At 67.3% G+C, this 15,422-nt stretch carries 12 protein-coding genes and 1 pseudogene; 8 read left to right on the forward strand and 5 right to left on the reverse strand.

From position 1 onward, the window contains the following. The first annotated feature begins 154 nt into the window (after nucleotides 1-154). The 5 genes from ACIBVP_RS36895 (at nucleotide 155) to ACIBVP_RS36915 (ending at nucleotide 7,859) form a co-directional block, all read left to right on the forward strand. Entirely contained in the window at nucleotides 155-2,215 is a 2,061-nt protein-coding gene (locus ACIBVP_RS36895) for an RICIN domain-containing protein (RefSeq protein WP_396111111.1), read from the forward strand. Nucleotides 2,216-2,235: 20 nt separating this feature from the next. Then, nucleotides 2,236-3,750 carry a non-reducing end alpha-L-arabinofuranosidase family hydrolase gene (locus tag ACIBVP_RS36900; protein WP_396111112.1) on the forward strand — a complete coding sequence of 505 codons (1,515 nt, stop codon included), beginning with the start codon at nucleotides 2,236-2,238 and terminating at the stop codon, nucleotides 3,748-3,750. Between the two features lie 899 nt (nucleotides 3,751-4,649). Further along, nucleotides 4,650-5,915: a glycine betaine/L-proline ABC transporter ATP-binding protein gene (locus tag ACIBVP_RS36905; RefSeq protein ID WP_396111113.1), complete on the forward strand. Its 1,266-nt coding sequence runs from the start codon at nucleotides 4,650-4,652 to the stop codon at nucleotides 5,913-5,915. Further along, on the forward strand, nucleotides 5,915-6,895 hold the full coding sequence (locus ACIBVP_RS36910) for an ABC transporter permease (protein ID WP_396111114.1): 981 nt from the start codon (nucleotides 5,915-5,917) through the stop codon (nucleotides 6,893-6,895). Before ACIBVP_RS36905 ends, ACIBVP_RS36910 begins: the two co-directional genes overlap by 1 nt. Before the next feature lie 70 nt (nucleotides 6,896-6,965). Continuing rightward, nucleotides 6,966-7,859 (forward strand): glycine betaine ABC transporter substrate-binding protein, encoded by an 894-nt coding sequence (locus tag ACIBVP_RS36915; RefSeq protein ID WP_396111115.1) that lies wholly within the window; start codon nucleotides 6,966-6,968, stop codon nucleotides 7,857-7,859. A gap of 84 nt (nucleotides 7,860-7,943) precedes the next feature. Here the strand turns inward: ACIBVP_RS36915 and ACIBVP_RS36920 are convergent, their stop codons facing one another. Further along, complete coding sequence (locus ACIBVP_RS36920; RefSeq protein WP_396111116.1) at nucleotides 7,944-8,684, reverse strand: hypothetical protein; 741 nt, start codon at nucleotides 8,682-8,684, stop codon at nucleotides 7,944-7,946. 387 nt (nucleotides 8,685-9,071) lie between these two features. Between ACIBVP_RS36920 and ACIBVP_RS36925 the strand changes: the two genes are divergently transcribed. Then, nucleotides 9,072-10,214 (forward strand): S1 family peptidase, encoded by a 1,143-nt coding sequence (locus ACIBVP_RS36925; RefSeq protein ID WP_396111117.1) that lies wholly within the window; start codon nucleotides 9,072-9,074, stop codon nucleotides 10,212-10,214. Nucleotides 10,215-10,484: 270 nt separating this feature from the next. Here the strand turns inward: ACIBVP_RS36925 and ACIBVP_RS36930 are convergent, their stop codons facing one another. Then, entirely contained in the window at nucleotides 10,485-11,114 is a 630-nt protein-coding gene (locus ACIBVP_RS36930) for a TetR/AcrR family transcriptional regulator (RefSeq protein ID WP_396111118.1), read from the reverse strand. A 61-nt stretch (nucleotides 11,115-11,175) separates the two neighbouring features. Between ACIBVP_RS36930 and ACIBVP_RS36935 the strand changes: the two genes are divergently transcribed. Beyond that, entirely contained in the window at nucleotides 11,176-11,943 is a 768-nt protein-coding gene (locus ACIBVP_RS36935) for an alpha/beta fold hydrolase (RefSeq protein ID WP_396111119.1), read from the forward strand. Nucleotides 11,944-12,286: 343 nt separating this feature from the next. On the opposite strand, the gene ACIBVP_RS36940 is transcribed toward ACIBVP_RS36935, so the two are convergent. Beyond that, nucleotides 12,287-12,880: an HD domain-containing protein gene (locus ACIBVP_RS36940; protein WP_396111120.1), complete on the reverse strand. Its 594-nt coding sequence runs from the start codon at nucleotides 12,878-12,880 to the stop codon at nucleotides 12,287-12,289. 336 nt (nucleotides 12,881-13,216) lie between these two features. Here ACIBVP_RS36940 and ACIBVP_RS36945 point away from each other — a divergent pair, with 336 nt between their 5' ends. Beyond that, nucleotides 13,217-13,807 (forward strand): hypothetical protein, encoded by a 591-nt coding sequence (locus ACIBVP_RS36945; RefSeq protein WP_396111121.1) that lies wholly within the window; start codon nucleotides 13,217-13,219, stop codon nucleotides 13,805-13,807. Between the two features lie 4 nt (nucleotides 13,808-13,811). Here the strand turns inward: ACIBVP_RS36945 and ACIBVP_RS36950 are convergent, their stop codons facing one another. Next, complete coding sequence (locus ACIBVP_RS36950; protein WP_396111122.1) at nucleotides 13,812-14,648, reverse strand: DUF6896 domain-containing protein; 837 nt, start codon at nucleotides 14,646-14,648, stop codon at nucleotides 13,812-13,814. A gap of 94 nt (nucleotides 14,649-14,742) precedes the next feature. After that, nucleotides 14,743-15,071 (reverse strand): annotated as a pseudogene (locus tag ACIBVP_RS36955) (SPFH domain-containing protein); the annotation flags it as partial. Between the last annotated feature and the right edge of the window lie 351 nt (nucleotides 15,072-15,422).

Raw genomic sequence — 15,422 nt, forward strand, 5'->3', positions numbered from 1 at the left:
CCGTTGACCGGAGCGTACGCGCGGTGCTTTCATGTGAACTGCGAGTTAACGCCCTGAGCTTGAGTTCACCCAGACGGTAGCGGCGTCGATCGACGTCGGCAGTGTGTGTTTGCGCTAACACCCTCGTCACATCGAAGTGAGGAGCGCGCTGGTCATGGTCTTCCCGACACGCAGGTCCGGTCGGCTGACCGGCATGGTGACACTGCTGGTGGCGCTCCTGGTGAGCAGTGTCGTCATGGCCGTCAACCCGACGCCGAGCGCGGCGGCCACTGTGGACACGAGCGCGTGGTACGTGCTGGTGAACCGCAACAGTGGCAAGGTTTTGGACGTCTACGGCCTCGCCACGAACGACGGCGCGCGGATCACGCAGTGGGCCCGCAACGACGGCGCGAACCAGCAGTGGCAGTTCGTGGACTCCGGCGACGGCTACTACCGGCTCAGGTCCCGCCATTCCGGCAAGGTCCTCGACGTCCGCGACTTCTCGACCGCGGACGGCGGCGCGATCGTGCAGTGGGCCGACTGGAACGGGACCAACCAGCAGTTCCGGCTCGCCGACTCCGACAGCGGCTTCGTCCGGCTCATCAACCGCAACAGCGGCAAGGCCGTGGAGGTGCAGAACGCGTCCACATCGGACGGTGCGAACGTCGTGCAGTACGCCGACTGGGGTGGCGCGAACCAGCAGTGGCAGCTCGCACGCGTCGACGGCGGCCAGCAGCCCGCCGACCAGTTCACCAACCCCGTGGTGTGGCAGGACTTCGCCGACGTCGAGGTGATCAGGGTCGGCGAGGTGTACTACATGACGGCGTCGACGATGCACTATTCGCCCGGTGCGCCGATCCTGCGGTCCTACGACCTGGTGAACTGGGAGTTCGCGGGGCATGCGGTGCCGTCGCTGGACTTCGGCACGAAGTACGACCTCACGAGCGGGCAGCGGGCCTACGTCAAGGGCATCTGGGCGTCCACGCTGGCGTACCGGCCGAGCAACCGGACGTACTACTGGGCGGGTTGCATCGAGTTCAACGACACCTTCATCTACACCGCGTCCGGTGTGGCGGGGCCGTGGCAGCGCCACGCCCAGATCGACAACTGCTACTACGACGCGGGCATGCTGATCGACGACAACGACACGATGTACGTCGCCTACGGCAACACCACGATCAGCGTGGCGCAGCTGTCCGCGGACGGTCGCAGCCAGGTTCGCGCGCAGCAGGTGTTCCAGACGCCGTCGAACATCGGCACGCTGGAAGGGGCCCGGTTCTACAAGCGGGGCAACAGCTACTACATCTGGCTGACCCGCCCGGCCAACGGGCAGTACGTGCTCAAGTCCGACAACGGCCCGTTCGGCCCGTACACCGTGCGCCAGGTCCTGCTCGACCTGCCCGGCCCCATCAGCGGCGGTGGGGTCCCGCACCAGGGTGGGCTCGTCCAGCTGCCGAACGGTTCCTGGTATTACATGGCCTTCGTCGACGCCTACCCCGGTGGCCGGGTACCGGCGCTCGCGCCGATCACCTGGACCTCCGACGGGTGGCCGGTGCTGCAGACCGTCAACGGCCGGTGGGGGCTGAACTACCCGTCGCCGCTGCCGGCCCGTCCGGTGAAACCACTCATCGGCTCGGACACCTTCGCCGGCAACACCCTCGGTCCGCAGTACGAGTGGAACCACGACCCCGACACCAGCCGCTACTCGGTGAACAACGGGCTGACCCTGCAGACCGCGACCGTCACGAACGACCTCTACGCGGCACGCAACACCCTCACCCACCGCATCCAGGGGCCGACGTCGACCGCGACCATCGAGCTGGACTACAGCGCGATGCGCGACGGGGACCGGGCCGGCCTCGCGATGCTGCGCCAGGCCTCCGCGTGGATCGGCGTCAGGCGGGACAACGGCGTCACCCGCGTCGTCATGACGAACGGGCTGTCCATGGACGGCAGCTGGAACACGACCAGCACCGGGACGGAGATCGCGAGCGCCGCGGTGAGCGGCGGCCGGATCTGGTTGCGCGCCAACGCCGACATCCGGCCGGGGTCGGGCAGGCAGGCCCGGTTCTCCTACAGCACCGACGGCACCACCTTCACCGCCCTCGGCAACGCGTTGACGTTGAACAACACCTGGCAGTTCTTCATGGGCTACCGCTTCGGGATCTTCAACCACGCGACGCAGTCCCTCGGCGGCGCGGTGACCGTCCGCCGGTTCGACCTCACCACACCGTAGCAACCGTAAGGAGAACCACCATGAATTCGATGGGCCAGGCCCCACCGACCGTGCGGCCGCACCGTGCTGGTCACGTCCGGCGCGGAGGTGGGGTACGTGCGCTGATCGCCCTGCTCGCGACCGTCCTCGCGGCCAGCGCGGCGGTCGCGCTCAACCCCACCGCGGCGTCGGCGGCGACCGTCGACACGAGCGCGTGGTACGTGCTGGTCAACCGCAACAGTGGCAAGGCGATAGACGTCTCCGGCGTTTCCACCGCCGACGGAGCGGTGATCCACCAGTGGGCTCGGCACGACGGGGCCAACCAGCAGTGGCAGTTCGTGGACTCCGGCGGCGGCTACTACCGGCTGAAGTCGAAGAACTCCGGCAAGGTCCTCGATGTCGCCAACTGGTCGACCGCCGACGGCGGGCGGCTCCAGCAGTGGCCGGACCTCAACGGGGCCAACCAGCAGTTCCGGCTCGCCGACTCCGACGGCGGCTACGTCCGGTTGATCAACCGCCACTCCGGCAAGGCAGTCGAGGTCCAGGGCGCGTCCACAGCGGACGGCGCCCCCGTCGTGCAGTACAGCGACTGGGGTGGCGCCAACCAGCAGTGGCAGCTCGTTCGCATGGGCGGCGACAACCCGGGCGGGTGCTCGCTTCCGTCGACCTACCGCTGGTCCTCGTCGGGGGTGCTGGCGAACCCGAGGCAGGGCTGGGTCTCCCTCAAGGACTTCACGTACGTCCCCTACAACGGCAAGCACCTGGTCTACGCGACCACACACGACACCGGGACCAGTTGGGGGTCGATGAACTTCACCACCTTCACGAACTGGTCCGACATGGCCTCGGCCGGCCAGAACGCGATGAACTCCGGCACCGTCGCACCCACGCTGTTGTACTTCGCGCCGAAGAGCATCTGGGTGCTCGCCTACCAGTGGGGTGGGACCGCTTTCACGTACCGGACGTCGAGCGACCCCACCAACCCCAATGGCTGGTCGTCGCCGCGGACGCTCTCGACCGCGAGCATCACCGGCTCCGGCACGGGTCCCATCGACCAGACCCTCATAGGCGACGGTACGAACATGTACCTGTTCTTCGCCGGTGACAACGGCAAGATCTACCGCCAGAGCATGCCCCTCGGGAACTTCCCCGGGAGCTTCGGGTCGTCCTACACGACGATCATGAGCGACACGACGAACAACCTGTTCGAAGCGGTCGAGGTCTACAAGGTCCAGGGCCAGAACCAGTACCTGATGATCGTCGAGGCGATCGGGGCCAACGGGCGCTACTTCCGCTCGTTCACCTCCAGCAGCCTCAACGGTTCGTGGACACCGCAGGCCGCCAGCGAGAGCAACCCGTTCGCGGGCAAGGCCAACAGCGGTGCCACCTGGACCAACGACATCAGCCACGGCGACCTGATCCGCAGCAACCCGGACCAGACCAAGACCATCGACCCGTGCAACCTGCAGTTCCTCTACCAGGGCCGCAGCCCCAACTCCGGCGGGGACTACGGTCTCCTGCCCTACCGGCCGGGCCTGCTGACACTGCAACGCTGATCACCTGACGCGGCCGGCGCTCTCACCAGGTGAGGGCGCCGGCCGCCTGGTTTCCGGTGCTGCCTCGGGTCACGAGGGGGCACACTGCACCGTCGGAACGCCCGGTGCCGGCTGGAACTGGCGTGCTGCGGTAGTGATGCCCTTGTCTGCGTGGCTGCGGTTCCTGCTGCCGGCGCGACCATGTACCCGAGCCAAACAGCTGGCCGTGCGGGGCCCGGCCGCAGGACGAGACGATCTCCGGCCGGACCCCTTGATGAGCCCCGGAAGGATACGGAACCGGGACTCATGCTCACCGGCGACATCAGACCCGATGCTCGCGGGAGTGCCGTGCCGCGCATCATCCCACGCACGTGGATGGTCGAACCTGGCGAGAACCTTGCGATCCTGTGCGAGCAGCGGGCGCCGCCGTGGCGCGGCATTCGTGTTGCGCACAACGAAGACCACCGAGCCGTCGAGACGCGACCACTACCGTGTACCACTGATCCACAGTGGACAATCTTGCGATTCGCTGACGATATGGCTCGGTGAGTTCGGTTGCCGCGTGCGGCGATCGAATCGTTTCTGATCCGTGATCAAGCTTCTCGAGGCCGTATGGAACGGTTCGGAATTGTCCGCCGTGAACCGGCGATGTCCCAGCATGTGGCTTGTTTCGTGGTGTGGATGACCGCGTCGGGCGCAGGCACGGCCACCATTACTCAGCGCGATGCCCCGATGACGCGGAGTGGCATCGCGCCGCCGCGGGCCGTGATCGTCCGCGTCACACGTCCGGGTGGTCCGCTGACGTGCGACGGACTTGTTAGGTTGCGGGGCGCGTGCACGTGCCTCCATGGCGGTGCGGCCCGCAGCTGAGGACGTCGGTGTCAGGGGCGGCGTCAACCCATCGAGAGGTCTTTCTGCTTGTGTCGTCATTGATCGAGTTGGCCGAGATCTACAAGGTCTTCGGCCGTCGTCCGCAACGCGGGGTAACACGACTGCGAGGGGGTGCCGATCGGGACGAACTGCGTGCGGACGGTCTGACCGCGGCGGTCATCGACGCGTCCTTCTCGATTGATCCCGGCCAGATCTACGTCGTGATGGGACTGTCGGGGTCCGGCAAGTCCACCCTGATCCGCATGGTCAACGGGCTGCTCGAGCCCACCTCCGGTGCGGTGCTCATCGACGGCGAGGACATCACGCAGCTGGAGGGACGCGGGCTGCGGCGCGTCCGGCGTGAGCGGATCAGCATGGTGTTCCAGCACTTCGCGCTGCTGCCGCACCGCACGGTCGGCGAGAACGCCGCCTACGGCCTCAAGATCCGCGGCCTCAACCGCGCGGACCGTGAACGGCGGGCAGAGGAGGCGCTCAGTCTGGTCGGGCTCGGCGGCTGGGGCGGCTCGTATCCCGGCGAGCTCTCGGGCGGGATGCGGCAGCGGGTCGGGCTCGCCCGCGCGCTCGCCGCGGAGACCGACATCATGCTGATGGACGAGGCGTTCAGCGCGCTGGACCCACTGATCCGGCGCGAGATGCAGGACCAGCTCATCAGGCTGCAGCATGAGCTCGGCAAGACCATCCTGTTCATCACCCACGACCTCAACGAGGCGATGCGCCTCGGTGACCGCATCGCGATGATGCGCGACGGCCGGATCGTGCAGCAGGGCACCGCGGAGGAGATCCTCAACGACCCGGCCAACGACTACGTCGCCCAGTTCGTCCAGGACGTCGACCGCACCCGCATTCTCACCGCGGCATCTGTGATGGAGAACCCGGTCGCCGTGCTCGGTGCCGGTCAGGGCCCGCGCGCGGCGCACAAGCTGATGCGTGAGAACCAGCTCAACGGTGTCATGGTGGTCGACCGTACGCACCGGTTGCAGGGCGTGGTGAGCGAGTCGGCCGCCGCGGACGCCGTCGCCACGGGGCGCGACGACCTCGCCGACGTGCTGGAGCAGCCTGCCGCGGTCGCTCCCGACGTCGCGGTCGCCGACTTGTTCGCCGCCTCTGCGAACAGCGCCACCCCCATCGCCGTCGTCGACGCCGACCGGAAGCTGCTCGGCGTCATCGCCAGGGTCACGCTGCTCAGCGCGCTCGGGAGTGTCGCCCAGTCCGCCGCCTCCGTGCTCGACACCGGATCGCCGCCAACGTCGAACACCGAACTGGTGCACGACGGTGATGCGACGGGAGCCCGGTGATGCGTGTGGTGAGCGGTGGGTTGCAGGACATGTGGGCGGACCGTGTCGACGGGGTCCCGCGCATCCCCGTCGGGGAGTGGATCAACAACGCGTTCGATTGGGTCAAGGACAACCTCGACGCCTTCTTCGACCAGGTCGCCGACCTGTTGCGGGATGCGGTGAACGGGATCGCCGACCTGTTGAACGCGCCGGCGCCTCTCGTGCTGGCGTTCGTGTTCGCACTGCTCGCGCTGCTTGCCAGGGACTGGAAGGTCGCCGTCGGCACGCTGGTCGGGATGACGTTGATCATCTCGATGGAGCAGTGGGAAAACGCGATGGACACGTTGGCGCTCATCGTGGTCGCCACCGTCGTGGCGCTGGTGATCGCGATCCCGCTCGGTATCCTCGCGGCCCGCTCCGACCGGTTCAGCAGAGTGATCCGCCCGGTGATGGACCTGATGCAGACGATGCCGGCCTTCGTGTGGCTCGTGCCGGTCGTCACGCTGTTCAGCATCGGCGTGCCGGCCGGGTTGGTGGCCACCATCATCTTCGCGCTGCCGCCGGGGGTCCGGCTGACCGAGCTCGGCATCCGCCAGGTTGACGCGGAGGTCGTCGAGGCCGGGCACGCGTTCGGCGCGACGCCGCGCCAGATCCTGCGGGAGGTCCAGCTGCCGTTGGCCTTGCCGACCGTGATGGCCGGTGTGAACCAGGTGATCATGCTGGCGCTGTCGATGGCGGTCATCTCCGGGCTCGTCGGCGGCGGCGGGCTCGGCAGCGAGGTGACCACGTCGATCTCGCGACTGGACATCGGGCTCGGCTTCGAGGCCGGGATCTCCGTGGTGATCCTCGCGATCTTCCTCGACCGCGTCACCGCGTCCGCCGGGCAGCCCGGCGGACGGCGTGGCCTGTTCCGCCGCCTGCGCACGAAGCTCACCCGGCCCGCCGGGGCCGGCGCGCCGGCCGCCGCGGACCAGGGGACCGTCCCGGCCGGGGCCAACTGACTGTCAGACCAGGCGGACGCACGAAGTCGGTGCCGTTTCCGCGCATGCCCGCACAAGGAAAGGACGACGAATGACGAGGAAGACGACGGTGAAGCGAGTCGGTGCGGCTCTTGTGGCGTTCGGTGTGAGCCTCGGCCTGGTGGCCTGCGGTTCGGACAGCGGCGGCGGCAGTGACGACAAGCAGATCACACTCGGGATCATCCCGTCGTGGACCGACGGCCTGAGTACCGCGTACCTGTGGAAGAACATCCTGGAGAGCAAGGGATACGAGGTCGAGATCCAGGAACTGTCCGAGGCCGCACCGCTCTACACCGGCCTTGCCGAGGGCGACGTGGACGTCTACCCGTCCGCGTGGCCAGAAGTCACCCACAAGTCCTATATGGAGCAGTACGGCGACAAGGTCGAGGACCTCGGCGCGTACTACGACAACGCGAAGCTGACCTTCGCGGTGCCCGAGTACACCCAGATCGAGTCCATTGAGGACCTCACCGGCAACGCGGCCAAGTTCGACGGTAAGATCATCGGCATCGAGCCGGGCGCGGGCCTCACCGAGGTCACCAAGACGTCGGTGATGCCGAAGTACGGCCTCGACGGCGACTACGAGCTGGTCACCTCGTCGACGACCTCGATGCTCGCCGAGCTGCAGAAGGCCGTCGACGGCAAGAAGGACATCGTGGTCACCCTGTGGCGGCCGTTCTGGGCGAACAACGCCTTCCCGGTGAAGGACCTGGCGGACCCCAAGGGTGCGCTGGGTGAGCCCGAAGGCCTGCACGAGCTGGCGCGCCAGGGCTTCAAGGACGACCACCCCGAGGTCGCTGAGATGATGTCGAAGGCGAAGCTCGACGACGAGCAGTACGGCACGCTCGAGGACCTCGTGGTCAACGAGTACGGCGAGGGCAAGGAAGAAGAGGCCGTCGCCCAGTGGCTCAAGGACAACCCGGACTGGGTAGCCACTCTCGGCTGACAGATATCAGATCATTCGGAACACATGCGGGGCCCGCACGGACGTACATCGTGGGGCCCCGCTGTCCGTTCACCTCGCCCGGCCTCAGAGCCGCAGCAGCCCCGCGGCGAGCGACTCACGCAGTCCGGCGGGCGGCTCCTGGTAGCCCTCGTCCCACAGCGCCCCGGGAAAGCCGCCGGCCGCGAACGCGGTGTTGAGATCGTCGACGAACCAGATCGCGGGCCCCACCTTCCCGTCGATTCCGGGGCCGGGCACGTCGATGCCGTAGGGCGCGTCGCCGCTGATGTTCGCCTTGTGGAGCTCGTCGGGCGCGTAGTCGAGCTGGAACGAGATGCCGGCGTCCCGGCGCGCGGTGTCCCTGAGGTACGCGGCGTGCTCGGCCTCGTAGTAGGAGCGCGAGCCGCCCCGCTCGGCCCACTCGAACCGCACCACCAACGGGTCCGCGAGCACGCTGGCCGGCCAACCTGGCAAGTCGCCGACGAGCCACACATCGCCCACCTGCCGGATCCACGCGCTGATCGTCATCGGGAACGGCGCGAACGTCACCTCCAGCCAGTCGGCCAGCGCGGGCGCGCCCGGCGACGGGGGAACGTGGGCGCGACACGGCGTCCCCTCGTCGTCGTTCTCCTCCGCACGGAAGCCCCGCGCCTGCAGCCGCTCAACGAGCGTCTCGACGTTCCTGCGGGCACGGTCGGCGAACTCGCGCGCCACCGCCTCGGCGTCCTCGCGGTACGGGGCGTCGAAGACCCGTAGGCCAAGACCGCGCAGGTCGCGCCATACGTCGTCGGGATCACCGGACACGTACCGCGCGTGGAAGCTCGCCATGGCCACCATCCTTGCAGGGAGCCACCAGCGTCGCCGGCGAGCTCTCGGTTGCCGACTCAGCGTAGGTCTGTTCGGAGCGGTTGAGCGCGGCTCACCGCCGTTCGATGGCGTACTCGGCTCCCAATCTGCTCCCAAGACCCGCTCCCACATGCTCCTTGAGGACCTGGTGCTCGGCAGCCGCAGGGCTGGTCACCGCTCGTGCCTTGTTGCCGGTTGGTGCTACCCGCGGTGCCGACGGTGATGAGGCTGCCAGTGTTGGCTTGGAACGCCCTGTGCTTGTCGGCGGGTTCCTGCTCTGGCATGGTGCGGATGTTGTGGTTGGAGCGGGGGACGGGCGTGTGGGGTTCAATCGGCAGGAGTGCTCTGGCCGCTCTTGTCTCGGTACTTGTGGTCAGTGGGATCTTCCCCGCGACGGCGTCGGCGATCGTCGGCGGTCAGGAGGTTGCCCAGGAGTACCCGTGGGCGGTAGTGGTCGAGCACTCCCGTGGGGCGTGCAGCGGCGCACTGATCTCGCCACGCTGGGTGCTGACCGCCGGGCACTGCATCGTCACCGACCGGCCTGACCAGGCCGAGAGCGACCTGGGGCTGGACAACCCGCTGCGCCCGGCTGACGATTTCCGGCTGTTCATCGGCTCGACTGTGCGCTACGAGGGCGAATCCCGCCGGGCCAACCGGTTGGTCAAGGGCCCTGCGGGTCTCGACGTCGGCCTGATCGAGCTGGACCGGGCGTCGGACAAGGCGCCGATCCAGGTCGCGGCGCGGATGACGCCGCGCAGCGGGCAGGAGGCGATCCTGGTCGGCTGGGGCCAGGTCTGCGAGGCCAGGGACTGCGCGCTCGCCACGACGCTCAAGCAGTTGCCCTTGCGCCTGGCCGCGCCCGCGAGCACGTCCTCCGGCAACGAACTGCTGACGTGGCCGGAGGACGACCCGGGGCAGCGCGCGGCCAAAGGCGACTCCGGTGGTCCGGTCATCTTCCAGAACGAAGGCCGTTGGCAACTGATCGGCACTCTCAGCGGCTCGGGGACCACCGGCGACAGTTCCGCGCTGAAGGGCCTGGCCACCAACGTCTCCACGTTGCACGACTGGCTCGACGCCACCGCCGCGACCACCACACCGGAAACCGATATCTGGACCGTGGAGTTCGTGCTCGTCCTGGTTCTCGGTGCCGTGGTCGTGATCGTGGTGTTCCGGGCGTTCCGGCGGTTGCGCCGACGAGGGCACCCGGTGATGGGCCCGACGGCGCCCGTGCAGCGCGCCCGTGATGAAGACCTCGAATACATGGAACAGTGGGCGCTGCAACGCACCGGCGTCGAGGCCTACTACGAACCGGGGACGGCGACGATCGTCGCCACCGTCATGCTCATCGCGGGCGACGGTGAGTGGACCCGGCGCAAGATCGGCAGCCTCGAAGGCGCGATCCGGTTCGGCAACCAGTGCGGGGTTCCCGTCTACGAGGTCTTCCGGACCGGCTACCCGCAACGCAAACGGGACTACGACGAACGGTCGCGGCGCTCCAAGACCCGCGGCTGAACGGGCGGCTCACGGGGAGTTGCCAGGTGCGCTGACCTGAGTAAACGTGACTCTGGCAGGTCAGCGTACGTCTGTTCGGAGCGGTGATAGTTGCCGCAGTTCGAACCGGTTCTCGGTGACATGCTGCAGCAGGAGCCGCGACCCGCGTGTTGTTGTCAAGGTCCAGGAGGACCTCCGACCAGCTTCGGTCGAAGGTTGGCCGAGGACTGGGCATGCCGTTGGGGCTGTGGGGTGCGTGGTTCGACGTCTTTCCCGTACCGCCGCCGGATGTCAGGTGTTGGGTTCGGCCGCGTAGGCGGCGAGGAAGATCCGCACGGCTTCGTCTGCGTAGTGGTTCAGTTCGCGGCGGGGGGTTTTGTGGTCGGGGTGGAACATGGCCTTGTTGAGCGGGATGGAGAGAACCAGCCAGTTGAAGTGCTGCGCGGCGAGCACGGGGTCGGGCACCGTGAGCAGGCCGCGGCGTTCGAGTTCCTGGAACTGCGCCGCCAGGGTGGCGTGTGCGCGCTCGGGTCCGTTGGCGAACCAGCTCTTGGCCAGGTCGGGGAAACGGTCTGCCTCGGCGATGATGATGCGACGGAGTTGGATCAGGTGAGGCTGGGTGACTTCGTCGATGTGTCCGCGGGCAAACTGGCGGAGGTCGTGCTCGAGGTCGTCGGTCGCGGACAGTGAGGCGACCATGTCGTGGGTCAGTGATTCGGTCGCGCTGATGTCGTTGGTGATGATCGCCTCGAACAACCGGCGTTTGTCCGCGAAGTGCTTGTAGACGGTCTGTTTCGACACGGCGGCCTGCGCCGCCACCTCGTCCATGCTGGCCCCGCCGTATCCCTTTCGCAGGAACACAGACCGCGCCGCGTCCAGGATCGCCTGGTGTTTGCGGGCCGATTGGCTCGTCTCGTCCATGCACTCCATGGTACTAGACTGTCCAGTACCGAGTACTGTACCGTCCAGTACTATGAAGACGATGTCTCAGGACGGGACCACGATCGCCTACGACCGGTCGGGAGCCGGGGCGCCGGTGGTCATCGTCAGCGCCGCGTTACAGGGGCGAGCCTCCTACCAGCCACTCGCCGAGACGCTCGCCGCGCGGTTCACCGTGTTCACCTATGACCGTCGCGGGCGGGGCGATTCGGGTGACACCGCGCCGTACTCGGTCGAGCGGGAGGTCGAGGATCTCGCCGCCATCATCGCGGCCGCCGGGGGATCCGCCTCGGTCTACGGCCACTCCTCCGGCGCGGGCCTGGTACTCCATGCCGCGGAGTTCGGGTTGCCGATCGACAAGATCGTGCTGCACGAGCTGCCGTTCGACCCGGACGAGGATGAGGGCGCGGCCCGGGAGGAAGCGGACAGGTACCGGCTGCTGCTCGCCGAGGGACGTCGCGGCGACGTGGTCGAGCTTTTCCTCGCCTCGGCCGGGATGCCACCGGAGATCATCGCCGAGGTTCGGAACGACCCGGCCATGGTGGCCAACGCGCCCACGCTCCTGTACGACCCGTTCGAGGTCATGAGCGCGGACAGCCGGGGCGGTCGCACGCCAGCCGAGCAATCCGCCGCGGTGACCAACCCGGCGCTCGTGCTCGCCGGCACCGAAAGCCCACCGTGGATGGTGAACACAGCACGGGAACTCGCGGAAGCCCTGCCACAGGGGCAACTCCACGTCATGGCGAGGCAGGGGCACGTCGTGCCACCGGAACTGCTCTCGCCCGTGCTGACGAAATTCCTCACCACATAAAGAGCACGTCCAACATCGAGCCCCGGTGGACCGAAGCCGGAACCAGGCCTCGGGTCACCGCATCGGCCTCGCCGACGGTCTGTAGTTCGATCCCGCCGGCGGTCTGACGCTGACGGCACGTTCACTCGAGGGCGCGCTTCGGGCGCCGCCATGGAGCACCCACGGAGCACCCAATCACGCTCGGCCGCGGCGTCGGCCAGCGGCACACCTTCCAACCGGGTGGAGCCGATGAGTTCGGCCTCCGCGGAAGTGATGGCAACGTCCGAGCGTCCTGGTTGGCTGCAGACCTCCGAGGCTTTCCCGCACGCCGCCCTCGATTGACGACTCAATCTGCCATCGCGGGTCACGCCACGATCGGATAGCTTGCTTGGAAGGCCAGCCTGAGATCGGCGTCAGCCGCGATCCGGTCAAGCACGTCATCCAGCGCCATGAACGCCTCCCAAGGCTGCTGACCGCTTGCAGCCGTCAGACGCTCTGTCACCAGCTGCTCCAGATCTGGGACGCGCTTGGCCTTCCACACCTTGTCAGCGAGGCTGACCAACAGATCCTCCACACCCACCTCGGCCGCTGTCCACGACGCGTGAGTCCGCGCGAAACGCGCCAAACCCTCCTCGACTCCACGGTCCAACAACAGCTCATAACCGGCTTGCTCATGGACCGAACCAGGCCCGGACAACTCGCCGAGATGCTCGACCTTCCCGATGTCGTGAATGGCCGCGCCAAACACCACCGCCTCCCGATCAAAGTCCACCTCGGGATAGTGCCGCTGGACCCACTCCGCCAACCGACAGGCCACGTCGTGAACCACGCGCAGATGCGCGACCAACCGAGGCGAGGCTTGCAACCCCTCAAGCAGAACCTCGGCCCGGGCCGGCAACGCCCGCAGAGCCAGATCACCGGGATCTGTCATGGCACGGCGCAACAGCTCAGAAGTCACCTCAGCCACAGTAGTTCCGAGGCCACCAGCCAACCAAAGGCCTCCGGCCAAGACGAGGCACTCAACCGGTCAACAACCAAGCTCAGCTGGCCAGATGACGCACTGTGTCACTGGGATCGTTACCGGATATTCGCAATAACTTGCCCGTTCCACGGCAACGCGGGCTGGCGCTGGGCGCGCGACAACGATCCGGACGGCTGGGCAGAGGAGGTCGAGTTCGGTCGCGCCATCCGCCACGAACAGCATGGACGAGGACGGCGACCCCGACGGATGCTCGCCGTGGTCGTGTCGGTCCGGGGAGCCGGTCACCGCTGTCGAGCACGGACACCCCCGAGCGTGCGGCATGAGCACCGCGAACACATCACGGCCGCGGCGGCGATGATTGGATATCTGCGCTCGGTCGTCGCCGCGAACATCGCCTCCGTGCACTGGCCGCCGCTTGTCCTTGGCGGACTGGTCGTACCGGCGGGCTCGGTGTTCGCGGGCACGAGCCTGACGGCGCGCGACGTCGTTCACGACAGGCTCGGCGCCCGCGGAGTGGCCGTGGGCATCGCAGCCGGAGCGGGACTGTCAGCCGTGTTCGCTTCCCCACAGATCGCGGTGGCCAGCAAAGCCGACGTCAAATACTGGATCGTCGCGCAGAAACACCCCGACCTACGCGACCACTTCCAACAACTGGCCCTCCATGCACGCCGAACCGCAGCCGAGTTCCGCGACAACCACGACCCCTTCTCCCAGCTGCAACGCGACCACCTGGCACTCAAGAAGCACTGCACAGGTCTCGAAGAACTCGTCCGCACCTACGCCCAGGTGATCAACGAGCTCACGCTGGAGAACAAGGCCCTACGGGAACAGGCTTCCAGCTCGCCCGCCACTGTCACGCCGCTGAGAAGGCACGTGTCCGACACGGGTGATTTGCGATGCTAAACCGTCAGCTGGATGGCGGCAGCGCGAACCATCGACCCTGTTCAACCACCCGCAGTTCGCCGCAGGCAGCGAGCTGCTCGCACGCGGCGTTGAGTTCCTCGTTTGTCGGAGGGTGGTATCCGCTGTTGGAGAGAAAGAGTTTGATTCGCCAGGCGTCGAAGGCTTCCACCCCCATGGTCGTGTCAGGGGCGGGAATCAGGTCGACATCCACCTCACGACCGTCCTCATCGGTCATACGACATCCCACGCCATGAACCGAGTACTCGATGCCGCTGTCCGTCCGACCCTCGCGGGCCATCGTCCGCTGCGAGCGCACAGCGAACATGAAGTCCTGCACACCGGTCATGCCGGGGAGATCGGCGAACAGCCGACTCCGGACCTCACGAAGCGCCACAACATAGCTCCGGACGGCATCAACAGCCGACAAGGTGCTCTCGTTCATGTCGGCGATTATGCCCGGAGGAGCCACCCGATCCACCAGCTGTGTCGTCGAGATCAACACCCGCTCGGCCACCTCAATCGAGTCATCGGCTGCACGGTTTGTCACCACTACCGCACTTCCAGAAGCCCACACCACGACCCCTCTGATCAACAGGGCTCGACCGGTGAGAGAACCGCCTCCTGGAGCCTTCGGGGACGGCACCTCCCCGGCTGTAACTCCACCCACCGCAGCGAATCCAACTGCCTGCGCTTCGCGGGCGGCGTCGGGGACGACGAGGACCGGGCGGTTGCTGTCCTGGGCTATCCGATCGAGGCTGTTCGAGGAGCCAGCCCACCCCACCACGTTGGAGGCGCGTGTCCCGTTCTCGGCCAGGTCCGCGTTCGAGTTGCTTGTCGTCAATCGCTCAATCCGGGAAGCCCGACGGCCGTTGGTCGGCGGCGTCCGGCCAGGGTCGGGTGGAGTCGCGTGTTCCGGGAACGGAGCGACTCCACAGGAAAGGCAACACGAGCGTCGAGTTCTTCTCGGCGGCCACTTCGACAACTGTTTGCAGCAGGCGTAACTGCAGCGCGGCCGGGGGTTCGGTCATCGTCTCGGCGGCCTCGGCGAGCTTGGCGGAGGCCTGTGGTTCGCCGTCCGCGGTGATGATGCGGGCGCGCCGTTCGCGTTCGGCTTCCGCCTGGCGGGACATGGACCGGTTCATCGCCTCGGGCAGGACGACGTCCTTGATCTCGACACGGTCGACATGCACTCCCCAGTCCAGTGCGGGGTTGTCGAGCATGAGTTCCAGGCCCTGGTTGAGCTTTCCCGGTTGGACAGGAGGTCGTACGCAGCCGGTCGACAACGGGGACCACCGTCAGCCCGGGCCGCGGACCGCCTCGCGCACCCGCCCGAACCGGAATACGACACCACGCTCGTACTGGGTGATGACCGGCCGAGGCCCTCGCGCGCTTCCGGTTCGGCATCCGGCGCTATCTGATCGCCGGGAGCCGCATCCAGCCGATGCGCGGGCGGTGCGCATCGAGTTGACCGACCGCGGCCAGCAGATCTTCGGCCGGCTGAGCGCACTCCACCGCGATGAAATGCTCCACATCGGATCCGCTCTGGCGCCATATGGGGTGAGGCATAAGGCGGCAGGCTCATGGAGTCAAGACTCTTCGCGCACGGAAAGACATC

The organism is Actinophytocola sp. NPDC049390, assembly GCF_044466355.1.
Taxonomy (GTDB): domain Bacteria; phylum Actinomycetota; class Actinomycetes; order Mycobacteriales; family Pseudonocardiaceae; genus Actinophytocola.

What these genes read in the sequence shown, in the direction of transcription:
- ACIBVP_RS36910 (WP_396111114.1), top strand. Translation starts at nt 5,915, where the DNA reads ATGCGTGTGGTGAGCGGTGGGTTGCAGGACATGTGGGCGGACCGTGTC.
- ACIBVP_RS36895 (WP_396111111.1), top strand. Translation starts at nt 155, where the DNA reads ATGGTCTTCCCGACACGCAGGTCCGGTCGGCTGACCGGCATGGTGACA.
- ACIBVP_RS36930 (WP_396111118.1), bottom strand. Translation starts at nt 11,114, where the DNA reads ATGGACGAGACGAGCCAATCGGCCCGCAAACACCAGGCGATCCTGGAC.
- ACIBVP_RS36900 (WP_396111112.1), top strand. Translation starts at nt 2,236, where the DNA reads ATGAATTCGATGGGCCAGGCCCCACCGACCGTGCGGCCGCACCGTGCT.
- ACIBVP_RS36915 (WP_396111115.1), top strand. Translation starts at nt 6,966, where the DNA reads ATGACGAGGAAGACGACGGTGAAGCGAGTCGGTGCGGCTCTTGTGGCG.
- ACIBVP_RS36935 (WP_396111119.1), top strand. Translation starts at nt 11,176, where the DNA reads ATGTCTCAGGACGGGACCACGATCGCCTACGACCGGTCGGGAGCCGGG.
- ACIBVP_RS36920 (WP_396111116.1), bottom strand. Translation starts at nt 8,684, where the DNA reads ATGGCGAGCTTCCACGCGCGGTACGTGTCCGGTGATCCCGACGACGTA.